Annotated in this window: 12 protein-coding genes; all 12 read left to right on the top strand. The window is 38.2% G+C overall.

Annotated features, from left to right (window positions below):
• Positions 1-639, top strand: a 639-nt coding sequence (locus T504_RS0104310) for a GNVR domain-containing protein (protein ID WP_033169827.1), incomplete at its 5' end; no start/stop codon positions are given.
• Positions 640-643: 4 nt separating this feature from the next.
• Positions 644-2473 (top strand): polysaccharide biosynthesis protein, encoded by a 1830-nt coding sequence (locus tag T504_RS0104305; RefSeq protein WP_051635200.1) that lies wholly within the window; start codon positions 644-646, stop codon positions 2471-2473.
• Positions 2474-2558: 85 nt separating this feature from the next.
• The gene (locus T504_RS0104300; protein WP_033169826.1) at positions 2559-3827 is read left to right on the top strand and encodes a DegT/DnrJ/EryC1/StrS family aminotransferase; all 1269 of its coding nucleotides are present in this window, start codon (positions 2559-2561) and stop codon (positions 3825-3827) included.
• A gap of 9 nt (positions 3828-3836) precedes the next feature.
• On the top strand, positions 3837-4460 hold the full coding sequence (locus T504_RS0104295) for a sugar transferase (RefSeq protein ID WP_033169825.1): 624 nt from the start codon (positions 3837-3839) through the stop codon (positions 4458-4460).
• The gene (locus T504_RS0104290) at positions 4457-5656 is read left to right on the top strand and encodes a type III PLP-dependent enzyme domain-containing protein (protein WP_033169824.1); all 1200 of its coding nucleotides are present in this window, start codon (positions 4457-4459) and stop codon (positions 5654-5656) included. The genes T504_RS0104295 and T504_RS0104290 overlap by 4 nt, the downstream gene beginning before the upstream one ends.
• Complete coding sequence (locus T504_RS0104285) at positions 5653-6618, top strand: ATP-grasp domain-containing protein (protein ID WP_033169823.1); 966 nt, start codon at positions 5653-5655, stop codon at positions 6616-6618. Before T504_RS0104290 ends, T504_RS0104285 begins: the two co-directional genes overlap by 4 nt.
• Before the next feature lie 23 nt (positions 6619-6641).
• The gene (locus T504_RS0104280) at positions 6642-7805 is read left to right on the top strand and encodes a glycosyltransferase (protein ID WP_033169822.1); all 1164 of its coding nucleotides are present in this window, start codon (positions 6642-6644) and stop codon (positions 7803-7805) included.
• The gene (locus T504_RS15080; RefSeq protein WP_197018680.1) at positions 7802-7915 is read left to right on the top strand and encodes a glycosyltransferase; all 114 of its coding nucleotides are present in this window, start codon (positions 7802-7804) and stop codon (positions 7913-7915) included. The genes T504_RS0104280 and T504_RS15080 overlap by 4 nt, the downstream gene beginning before the upstream one ends.
• 185 nt (positions 7916-8100) lie before the next feature.
• Positions 8101-8901 (top strand): hypothetical protein, encoded by an 801-nt coding sequence (locus T504_RS0104275; RefSeq protein WP_051635199.1) that lies wholly within the window; start codon positions 8101-8103, stop codon positions 8899-8901.
• A gap of 5 nt (positions 8902-8906) precedes the next feature.
• Positions 8907-9950: a polysaccharide biosynthesis protein gene (locus tag T504_RS0104270; protein ID WP_033169841.1), complete on the top strand. Its 1044-nt coding sequence runs from the start codon at positions 8907-8909 to the stop codon at positions 9948-9950.
• A 9-nt stretch (positions 9951-9959) separates the two neighbouring features.
• Positions 9960-10724, top strand: a complete 765-nt coding sequence (locus tag T504_RS0104265) for an NAD-dependent epimerase/dehydratase family protein (protein WP_051635198.1) — start codon at positions 9960-9962, stop codon at positions 10722-10724.
• Positions 10725-10729: 5 nt separating this feature from the next.
• Positions 10730-11581, top strand: a complete 852-nt coding sequence (locus tag T504_RS0104260; RefSeq protein ID WP_033169821.1) for a glycosyltransferase — start codon at positions 10730-10732, stop codon at positions 11579-11581.
• Positions 11582-11600 lie beyond the last annotated feature (19 nt).

The raw sequence follows: 11600 nt of genomic DNA, 5'->3' as shown, positions 1-11600 counted from the left end.
GTCGCTACCCAGAAACTCGGGGAGCAGAAAGCCGGAGCTGCCAGCTACAACATCAACGATAACAGCACCGTCCAGAGCATCCGTGCGCAGATTGTCGCGAAGGAAGTCGAACTCGTCGGTCTGCGGCAGAAATATACCGACAATCATCCGTCCGTTATCGCAGCGCAGCGTCAGCTGACTCAGCTGAGTCAGTCGTTATCCGATGAAGTCGGTGCCGTCGTGAACTCCAACGCCGCCAGCCTCAACAGCGCTCAGATGGAACTGTTAAAGAACCAGGCGGTAGCTCAGGCACAGGCTAGTGCTGCCAGCGCCAGCGAAGCGGCCATTAAGGCGAAAAAAGCCGAGAAAGAAACAGAAATCTCGCAGCTGCCAGAAGCCGTCATGGACTACATCAAACTCGAAAGCGACGCGAAAATCAAACAGCAAATCTACACCAGTCTCGTCCAGCAGTGCGAACAGGATAAAATCCAGGAAGCCATGGAGAGCATGGACATCCAAATCATTGATGAGGCAAATCTCCCCGATGAAGATAAGCCGGCGGCACCTAGAAAGAAACTAATCACAGCGATTGGCTTTGTTATCGGCTGTTTGATTAGCTTTGGCTATGGACTGATTTGTTATAAACGAGAAGAGGTTTGACGTGTTGGCTTATCTACGACAAATACGAGACAAACTAAAATTGCTGTTAATCGATGCCATAATCCTGGCCGTGATGCCATTAGTAGCATTGTTGCTTCGTTTCGAAGGTGTCGTTCCCGCTGCGGAGTTTGATACGTTTCGGGTATGCTTGCCATGGATGGTGTTGATTTCACTGGCCATCTTTTATTTCTATGGGATGTATCACCGCATTTGGCACTATGCGCGCATTCGTGATCTCATTGCGATAATTGGTGCCATAACCCTATCACAGGCTATTGTCTTTTTGATTATATCCATGGCGGCGATTCCCGTGCCGCGCAGTGTCATCATCTTAACCTGGGTGCTTACGATTTGTGCCGTGGGAGCCAGCCGTCTGGCCTATAAAGTCAATTTGGACTTGGTCACAGAATCCAAAGGGGATAGAAAAAATCTCCTCATCGTTGGTGCTGGCGATGCTGGCGCCATGCTGGTGCGTGAACTGGAACAAAAAATGACCGCATCTATCTGCATCGTTGGTTTCGTTGACGATGATGTGAAGAAACAAAAGGGGCGACTCGCTGGTTTTCCGATACTCGGGACCATAAGTGAAATCCCCAAAGTAGTACAAGAACACAAAATCGACAAAATCGTTATCGCCATACCCTCGGCGGATGGTGATACCATCCGCCATATTGCGATGCAATGCCGCAAGACGGGGGCAAAAGTCCGTATCATGCCAGGAATCTACGAAATGATGACCGACGAAGTCGGCATGGGGGAGATGCGCGAAATCCGGTTGGAAGACTTGCTTCGCCGTGATCCGATTCATCTCGACTTTGCCAAGATAACGAACTACATCGCCGGCAAAACCGTATTGATTACCGGTGCTGGCGGTTCCATTGGCTCGGAAATCTCCCGCCAGATCAGCCGCGTAGGAGCGAAAGAGATTATCCTCCTCGGCCGTGGGGAAAACAGCATCTATGAAATCCATCAGGAATTAAAGCAAAAATTCCCGGAGCAGACCTACCATACGGTAATCGCAAATATCACGGACAAAGACCGCATGGCACGAATCTTTAAACGTTTCCATCCGGAAGTCGTGTTTCATGCAGCGGCCCATAAACACGTCCCGCTTATGGAAATCCAGCCGGACGAAGCGGTCCGGAACAACGTCTTTGGTACGAAAAACGTGGCAGAACTCGCGGATGAAAACCACGCCGAAATTTTCGTATTGATTTCCACGGATAAAGCCGTAAATCCGACAAGCGTCATGGGCGCAACGAAACGTACCGCCGAACTTGTGCTGCAGGAAATCAATCAGCACAGTCCAACGAAATTTGTCACGGTAAGATTCGGCAACGTTCTCGGCAGTCGTGGCAGTGTCGTGCCGCTGTTTGAAAAACAGATTGCCGCTGGCGGCCCGGTAACCGTTACTCATAAAGAAATGACAAGATTCTTCATGACCATTCCGGAAGCTGTACAGCTCGTACTTCAAGCTGGTAGTCAGGCCGAAGGCGGCGAAGTTTTTCTGTTTGACATGGGCAAACCCGTGAAAATCAAAGATATGGCCGAAGACCTCATAAGACTTCACGGCCTCGTTCCAGGCGAAGACATCCAGATTATCTATACGGGGCTGCGTCCAGGAGAGAAACTTTACGAAGAACTCCTTACCAACGAAGAAGGTACGACTAGTACCAAACACAAGAAGATTTTTAGGGCACAGATTCAGCCGTTGGATGAATCTGATCTTGAGCAAAGCCTGAAAACGTTGCAAGAAACCACAGATAAGCAGGTGATCCTGCAAACCCTAAAACACATGATACCGACCTACAAAAGCAAACAGCTGGAATCCTAAAAAAGCCTCCCCCTAAGGGGGAGGGAGACCGCGAAGCGGTGGAAGGGGTTCCAGCACGAAAGGTAAGAAAGAAGGCTTTTTACGAATGTCAACCAATAAAATATGGCTATCCTCCCCCACGATGCATGGTGACGAGCAGAAGTGGGTAGACGAAGCCATCCGCACCAATTGGGTATCTACCGTCGGTGCAAACATAAATGCAATCGAAGAACAAATCGCCGAATACGTCGGCTGTAAGTACGCCGTAGCTTTATCGGCAGGTACCGCCGCATTGCATCTTGCAACAAAATTGGCTGGAGAAAAACTATACGGTCAGGCAAAACCGAATGCAGGCACCCTGCAAGGGCATAAAGTTTTCTGTTCAGACGTCACTTTTGATGCCAGCATCAATCCCGTAGCCTACGAAGATGGTGATGCTGTATTCATTGACACAGAATATGATACCTGGAATATGTGTCCCGAAGCTTTGGAGAAAGCATTTGATATTTATCCAGAAGTAAAACTCGTGATTGTTGCACACTTGTATGGTACCCCTGGCAAGATGCAGCAGATAAAGGAAATTTGTGACAAACACGGGGCCTTGATCGTTGAAGATGCTGCTGAATCCTTGGGCGCAAAATACAAACTCAATGGCGAGTGGGTAGAAACCGGTAATATAGGCGATTTCAATGCCATCAGCTTCAATGGCAACAAAATTATCACGGGATCTTCTGGCGGTATGTTCCTTACCAACAGTAAGGAGGATGCCGACAAGGTAAGAAAATGGTCCACCCAAAGTCGTGAAGCTGCCCCATGGTACCAGCATGAGGAAATCGGCTACAACTATCGTATGAGCAACATCATTGCTGGCATCATTCGTGGACAGATTCCCTATTTGGACGAGCATATCGCCCAGAAAAAAGCAATTTATGAGCGGTATGAAAAAGGTCTTGCCGATTTACCGGTTAAGATGAATCCTTACGACAGGAAAAACAGCCAGCCTAATTTTTGGCTATCTTGCATGATTATCGACAAAGAAGCCATGGCCCCTCAGGTCAGAGGCGAGCAAGAGTATCTCTACAAACATGAAAGTGGCAAAAGCTCGCCACAGGAAATTCTGGATGCCATAGCATCTATAAATGCAGAGGGGCGTCCGATTTGGAAGCCCATGCATATGCAGCCGATTTATCGGACAAATGCGTTTATCACGAAAGAAGGAAATGGGCGAGGGAATAGCAATGCCTATATTGCAGGCAAAAGTGTAGATGTGGGTGCAAATATATTTCAACGTGGCTTATGTTTGCCAAGTGACAATAAAATGACTGTTGAACAGCAGGAGCGGATTATTGAAATCATACATAAGTGTTTTGAGTAGGAGAAGAGCATGTACGCAAAATATATAAAGAGAATAATGGATTTTATTCTCTCGTTGAGCGCAATAGTGGTTTTGTCGCCATTGCTTATGTCACTTACAATAATTGGCGGAATAAAGATGAAGGGCAATCCTTTCTTTACTCAGGAAAGACCTGGACGGCGTGAGAAGGTGTTCAAGCTTATAAAGTTTAGAACAATGACGAATGCGAAGGATAAGGACGGAACCCTATTACCCGATGAAGTAAGACTTAACGGATATGGTAAGTTCCTGAGAAGTACAAGTCTTGACGAACTCCCTGAACTGTTCAATATCTGTAAAGGAGATATGAGCATTATTGGTCCGAGACCTTTGCTTGTTCAGTATCTTCCATACTATACAGAAATAGAAAAACATCGCCACGATGTAAGACCAGGACTTTCGGGGCTTGCACAGGTGAATGGAAGGAACCTTGTAAAGTGGGATCAACGGCTTGCAATGGATGTTGAGTATGTAAATAATATTACCTTTATGGGGGATGTTCAAATTATTTTTAAGACAATCAAAAAAGTGTTCGCGAAAGAAGATATTGCTACAGATACATTAACAGTGGAGCCTTATCTTGATGAGGAAAGAAAGGTAAAGGTAAGTATATGACAGGATTATCCATAAAAACCCCTTATTTTCTGATTGACAAAACAGGTCTTGATTCTGGATTGCAGAAACTTAAGGATGCTCTACAGAACGCATGGCCGAATTATATTATTGGGTATTCATATAAAACTAATTCACTTCCATGGGTTATTAACTACTTCAAAAAAAACAACTGCTATGCAGAGGTGGTTTCTGATGATGAATATGAGCTGGCTAAGTCAATTGGCATTGATAATAAAAATGTGATTTATAACGGTATAGCGAAAAGTAAAAAAAGTTTTCTTGAAGCAGTACGGAATCATGCAATTGTGAATATCGATTCGGAATATGAAATTGATTGGTTGGATGATCTCGCGTATCAGGACAGAGTGCAGGGAGAAAAATATGAAGTCGGTATTAGAGTTAACTTTGACCTCGAAGCGTATTGTCCTGGTCAGACTCAATGTGGTGAAGATGGCGAACGCTTCGGTTTTTGCTATGAAAATGGTGAGCTTCAACGGGCAATAGATAAGATTGAAAATAAGGGAATTCATGTGACGGGACTTCACTTACACAAAAGTTCTAAAACAAGGATGCCTGATATATATGAATCTATTGCAAAAGTGGCAGTAGAGATAACTGGAAAGTATGATTTGAGCTTGTCGTATATAGACATCGGTGGAGGTTTCTTTGGAGGACTTGAAACGAAACCTCAGTTTCCTGAGTACTTTAATATGGTTGCAGGCATTCTCGCTGAACAGTTTGATTCTGATAATACAGTATTGATTGTTGAGCCAGGTATGGCCTTGATTGGCTCAGCGGTTGATTATATTACATCAGTTGTTGATGTAAAAAAAACTATGAGAAATACATTTGTAATTACTGATGGAAGTAGAACACAGATAGATCCATTGATGACGAAAAGTGAATATTTCTACGATCTTATTATGCAGAATGAAAATAGAAAAAATAATACTCGGCAGATTGTATCTGGTTTTACATGTATGGAGCATGACAGATTATTTGAATTGAACGATGGTTTGGAACTTCAGCCTGGTGATCAGATCGTCTATCACAAGGTAGGAGCATATACCATGTGCCTAGCTCCTTTGTTTATAAAATGGTATCCGGATGTGTATGTTAAAGATGGAGCGTTAATCAACAAAGTTCGTAACAGATGGACTGATAGTAATTACAAGAGTGGGAGTATCGCCGAATGAATATACTGATTTTATCTGCTGGAACAAGAAGTAAAATTGTCCAGTATTTTAAAAGAACATTTGATGGAATTGGAACGGTGGTTGCTGCAGACGCAAGCAAACTTGCTCCGGCTATCTATGAGGCTGATAAATACTATATCGTGCCATTAATAAGTGAAGAAGGATATATAGAAAAGATCTTGGATATCTGTGATAAAGAACAGATTAATGGAGTTTTAAGCCTTATTGATCCAGAATTAAGTCTTCTTGCGGCCAATGAAAAGCGATTTAGAGAGATGGGGGTAACAATCATAGGCAGTTCTTATGAGCTTTGCGAGATGGCCTTGGATAAAATGAAGATGTATGAGTGGTTACAATCTCACGGGTACAATTGCGCAAGGTCTTGGATGGATAAAAATGATTTTTATAAAGCAATTGAAAATGGTGAGGTTTCTTATCCGGTATTTGTAAAACCATATCGTGGTTCAGCGTCGATTAGCATATCGAAAGTCTATGATAAGGAAACTGTTGATATATTATTTGCGCATGAAGATGATTTAATGATTCAGGAGTTTTTGAATGGGCAAGAAATTGGTGCAGATGTATACATTGATTTGATATCTGGTGAAGTTGTTTCAATTTTTGCCAAGAAGAAACTTAAAATGCGTGCTGGTGAAACTGATAAAGCGGTTAGTTTTAAGGACGAAAAATTATTTGAGCTAATTGAGAAATTTGTTTTAGAAGTTGGATATAGGGGACAAATTGATATTGATATTTTTGAAATAGACGGAGAATATTATATCAGTGAAGTGAATCCTAGATTCGGAGGTGGTTATCCACATGCATATGAGTCTGGAATTGACCATATGATAATGATTTTAAATAATTTAAGAGGTGTTTCAAATTGTAAGGGGATAGGTGGATATGATGAAGGAATTGTTATGATGAAGTACAGTGATTTGAAAATTATTGATAAAGCCTGATTGTTGGTCGGAAGGAAAATTGAATGTTAGCGCTAAAATTTATTTGGTTGATATCAATATTAGTTATCTTTTGGGCGATGGTTGGATATCCTGTATCATTGATAGTTTTAAATAAAATTTTTAGAAAAGATAATAAAAAGGATGATACGCTTGAGCCAACGGTTACCATAATGGTTGTTGCTCACGACGAAGAGAGGGTTATTGCTGAAAAGTTACAAAATTTGTTAGATATAGATTATCCTACAGAAAAGTTGGAATTTTTGATTGCCTCTGACTTTTCGACAGATAAAACAAATGAAATTGTTGAAGAATTTATTGCAACCCATTCAGAGCGTCGCATTCGAATACACAAGTCGATAAATCATTATGGAAAGACAAATGCACAAGATGAAGCACAGAAACTATGTGATACAGAAATACTTGTAATGACTGATGCAAATGCTATTTTTGAGTCGAGTGCAGTTAGGGAGTTGGTATCATACTTTACAGATCAAGATATTGCTTATGTATCGGGACAACTTAGATATATAAACACAGAAGAGAATCAAACAGCAAACTTAGAAGGCTTTTATTGGAAGCTTGACTTGATGTGTAGGAGTATCGAGAGTAAATTTCAGACTATCACAGCTGGTAATGGGGCAATTTATGCCGTAAGAAATAGTAATTATGAAAAGATACCGTCCATAGAATGTCATGATTCTTATTTTCCCATTGTCTATGCGTTGAAGAAGAAGAGGGCGATTTACAATCCAAATGCAATAGCTTACGAAAAAGCTGGTGAAGTTAACGAGGATGAGTTTAAACGAAAAGTTCGAATGAATAGAACTATTTTGAGAGGAATTTGTCCAGATATACGGGTGTTTAATGTGTTGGAATATCGATGGTTTTCGTACTTTTATTTTGGCCATCGAACTTGTCGCTACTCACTTTGGTTTATGCATTTATTAGTTTTTATAATAAATATTCCACTGTCGATTTGGGGAGGTTGGCTTTGGAAGATAATATTTGGATTTCAGCTTATTTTTTATGCGATAGCAACACTAGGTTGGATTACAAGAAGTAGTAATAAATTTGTGAAGATTGTTACATATTATTGCATGACAGTTATAGCACAGTGGAAAGGTGTTATTAATTGTGTAACAGGGAAATCGAAACCAGTGTGGGAAAAGGCAGAGAGTACTAGATGAATCGTAAAGAAGGGATGGTATCGATTATAACGCCGACACACAATTGCGGTAAATATATAAAAGAAACTATTGAAGCAGTACGAAATCAAAATATTCCAAGTAAGGAATGATAATTGTTGGTGATTGCTTATCGGATAATACCAAAGAAATAGTAGATAACTACAAACAATAAGATTCTAGAACAAAATGTAGATTGAGAAATGATTCCATTTCTAGCAATAAATGGTAGTTGTAAAATATACGTGGCAGTTATAAAAATATATAGATTGAAATAAAATGAATTGAGGGGATAATAATGTTTTCTATATATGTTAGTTCATACGATGGCGCATTTGATTTATGGAAACCGTTTTTTGATATTTTTTATTCGTATTGGGATGATTGTGCTTATCCTGTTTTTCTTATTAATAATAATCTTTCTTTTGATTATAGCAGTATTCATAATCCGGAAAGAAAACCTTTGGTTATAAATACGGGGGAAGAAATTAATTGGTTTCATAGATCTATAGAATCATTGAAAAAAATTGAAAGTGATTATGTCTTGTTTATGTTGGAGGATTATTATCTAAGCAAAAAACAGGATAATCAGAACTATGAGGATATAATTGAGTTTATGAAAAATAATGATGCTTGGTATTATCAACTATCATTAAAAAGGGGAGTTAATGGCGGTGATGTTGTACCTGTATGCAATAGCCTTAATTATCCAATAAGTTTACAACCGGCTATATGGAATAGAGTGAAACTTATAACAGTAATGGAAAAAATTAATGGAAAAAGTCCTTGGGATTTTGAACGATATTTTAAAATGAAATATAAAGATGGCAATGGTGAAGAGATAAAAGGTGCGTATTATGATACGCGAGATATTCTTGGTTATAAGAATGGTGTTCTAAGAGGAAACTGGATACCATCTACAATTATGTTTTATAAAGACAAAGGAATAAATATAAGCTTAGGAAATAGACCAATACTATCAAAGTGGAAAGAGTTTAAATTTAATTGTGCTGTAAATATTAGCCATAAATTAAATAATAAAGAAAAAGAATTTGCCAAGAGGATTTTATCAAAATTAGGTATTAGTTATTTAGGGTGATGTTAATGAGTAGTATATTTAAAGATAAAATTTTGCTTATTACAGGTGGAACTGGTAGCTTTGGTAATGCAGTTCTTAAACGGTTTTTGGATACTGACATAAAACAAATTAGGATTTTTTCGCGGGATGAACTTAAACAAGATGATATGAGGCATAAATATGAAGCCAAAAGACCTGATACGTGTGATAAAATCCGATATTATATAGGCGATGTTAAAGATATTGATTCGGTTCGCAATGCCATGCATGGTGTGGACTATATTTTTCATGCAGCGGCATTAAAACAAGTTCCATCGTGTGAATTTTTTCCTATTGAAGCTGTAAAAACAAATGTATTAGGAACAGAAAATGTCTTAACTGCTGCTATTGAAGAGAAGGTTAAACGCGTTATATGCCTTTCTACGGATAAAGCAGCATATCCTGTTAATGCAATGGGAACGTCAAAAGCTATGATGGAAAAAGTGATTGTGGCCAAAAGCAGAACAACTAATACTACTAAAATTTGTTGTACAAGATATGGAAATGTAATGTATAGTCGTGGTAGCGTTTTACCACTGTGGGTTAGTCAAATGAAAAAAGGAGCACCGTTGACATTAACAAACAAAGATATGACTCGATTCATAATGTCATTAGATGAAGCGGTTGATTTGGTTTTGTTTGCTTTCGAAAATGGTGAGAATGGAGATATATTGGTGCAAAAAGCGCCTGCAACGAGTATTGGGGTGTTGGCTGATGCTTTAAAAGCAATTTTTTCGTATGATATTCCCAATAAAATCATAGGGATACGACATGGTGAAAAAAATTACGAAACATTATTGACCGATGAAGAATGCTTTAGAGCTATTGATATGGGAGATTTTTATCGTGTGCCATGTGATAAAAGGGATTTAAATTATGATAAGTACATTGATAGTGGTACAGAAAGGAGTGGCCTAATTCAGTTTAATAGTAATAATACTAGATTGCTTACTGTAGAAGAGACAATGGAAAAATTATTGACCTTAGATGAGATTAAAGATGAGGTTAAATGTTGGAAGCATAAAAGTTAAGAGGCGCTTATGAAGGTACTTATTACTGGATATGATGGATTCGTTGGAAAAAATTTAATTAATACCTTAAAACGAAAACATAGTGTAGATGAATTGTTGTTATATAATCGAAAAAATTCATTTGACGATTTAAATCTATTTTGTAATCAAGCGGATGTGGTTTTTCATTTAGCAGCTGCTGTTAGGCCTAAAGCAAGAAATGGTTATGATGATAATATTGAGCTCACTAATCGTTTGATTGATTGCCTCGCAAAGAATGAAAATAAATGTCCTATTATGTTTGCATCATCAATTCAAGCCAAGGATAATAATCCATATGGGATTTCGAAAAGATCAGAGGAATCGAATTTGATCTCCTATGGTGTGAAGAATGATCTAAATATATATATATTTAGATTCCCTAACTTGTTTGGTAAAATGAGTAAACCTAATTATACAAGCGTTATATCGACTTTTTGTTACAACACTATAATGGGAATGCCAATTACTATTAATGATTCAGGGACTATGATAAACTTTGCATTTGTTGAAGATGTGCTCGATGAAGTTACGGATATAGTTTTAGATAAAAAACAAAAAAGTGCTGATTATATAGAGTTTGATGATTGCTATTTGGTTGGGTTAGGTGAGCTGGCTTATTATATGCAAACATTAAAAAATAATACATTTCCACAGATTGATAGGAAAGATGATTTTTATTTAAAGCTGAAACAAACATATAATTGGTATTTAAAAAATTATAAAATGTTTAACAACTTATCATGTAAGGGATAATTGATATGGTCGGAATAGTGATTTTGAATTATAATACTTGGAATGATTCTATAAAGTGTATTGAGTCGATTGTTTCGCTGACTACTGTTCCATATAAGATTTATTTGGTTGATAACTGTTCTGATATCAAACCGGGAAATGAGTGCTTGAAATATTTATGTGATTATAATGTGGAATTAATATATAGTGATGCAAATTTGGGATATGCAGCTGGTAATAATTTAGGATTACGCAAGGCCTATAATGATGGGTGTAGTGGATTTATTATTACGAATAGCGATGTAGTGTTGTTGAATGATTGTATAACCAAAATGGTGAAATATACTGAGAATATATTAGATGTTGGTATTGTGGGTCCTCTCATATATGATAAAAACAAGAATTTTCAGCCTATTTACATGCTATCGAGATTGAACGCAATGGGTAAAGTAAAAAATATGATGTTAAAGACACCGTTACGAGTGTTTTTGACAAAGTTCCAAGATTCATTTATTAAATATGATATCCCTGATAGGTCGTTGCGTGTATTCAGTGTAAGTGGATGTTTTTTTTATATTACAAAAAAATGCTACGAAAAGGTTTTTCCGTTTGATGAAAATACTTTTTTGTATGAAGAAGAATACATATTAGGATGTAGATTGGAGAACGAGAATATTGCGGCATGTATTATACCAGATGCTAGCATAATGCATATGGAATCATCGTCTATTGGTGCTATGAGTGATTTTTCATATACATGCTTGATGAAAAGTGAGGAATATTATCTTAAAGAGTATATACATGAATCACTTTTTATGAGATATATTGTTAAAATTTTGAGAAAAATCATATGGAGGTTGTTTTATAAAAAAAGATAATAATTGTAGTTATAATTTT

Origin of the sequence: Selenomonas sp. ND2010, assembly GCF_000702005.1 — a bacterium.
Taxonomy (GTDB): Bacteria; Bacillota; Negativicutes; order Selenomonadales; family Selenomonadaceae; genus Selenomonas_A.
This window is presented reverse-complemented; position numbering and strand designations above follow the sequence as displayed.

Excerpts from the sequence above, each read along its gene's own strand:
- T504_RS0104300 (WP_033169826.1), top strand. The coding sequence starts at position 2,559 with ATGTCAACCAATAAAATATGGCTATCCTCCCCCACGATGCATGGTGAC.
- T504_RS0104295 (WP_033169825.1), top strand. The coding sequence starts at position 3,837 with ATGTACGCAAAATATATAAAGAGAATAATGGATTTTATTCTCTCGTTG.
- T504_RS0104290 (WP_033169824.1), top strand. The coding sequence starts at position 4,457 with ATGACAGGATTATCCATAAAAACCCCTTATTTTCTGATTGACAAAACA.
- T504_RS0104285 (WP_033169823.1), top strand. The coding sequence starts at position 5,653 with ATGAATATACTGATTTTATCTGCTGGAACAAGAAGTAAAATTGTCCAG.
- T504_RS0104280 (WP_033169822.1), top strand. The coding sequence starts at position 6,642 with ATGTTAGCGCTAAAATTTATTTGGTTGATATCAATATTAGTTATCTTT.
- T504_RS15080 (WP_197018680.1), top strand. The coding sequence starts at position 7,802 with ATGAATCGTAAAGAAGGGATGGTATCGATTATAACGCCGACACACAAT.
- T504_RS0104275 (WP_051635199.1), top strand. The coding sequence starts at position 8,101 with ATGTTTTCTATATATGTTAGTTCATACGATGGCGCATTTGATTTATGG.
- T504_RS0104270 (WP_033169841.1), top strand. The coding sequence starts at position 8,907 with ATGAGTAGTATATTTAAAGATAAAATTTTGCTTATTACAGGTGGAACT.
- T504_RS0104265 (WP_051635198.1), top strand. The coding sequence starts at position 9,960 with ATGAAGGTACTTATTACTGGATATGATGGATTCGTTGGAAAAAATTTA.
- T504_RS0104260 (WP_033169821.1), top strand. The coding sequence starts at position 10,730 with ATGGTCGGAATAGTGATTTTGAATTATAATACTTGGAATGATTCTATA.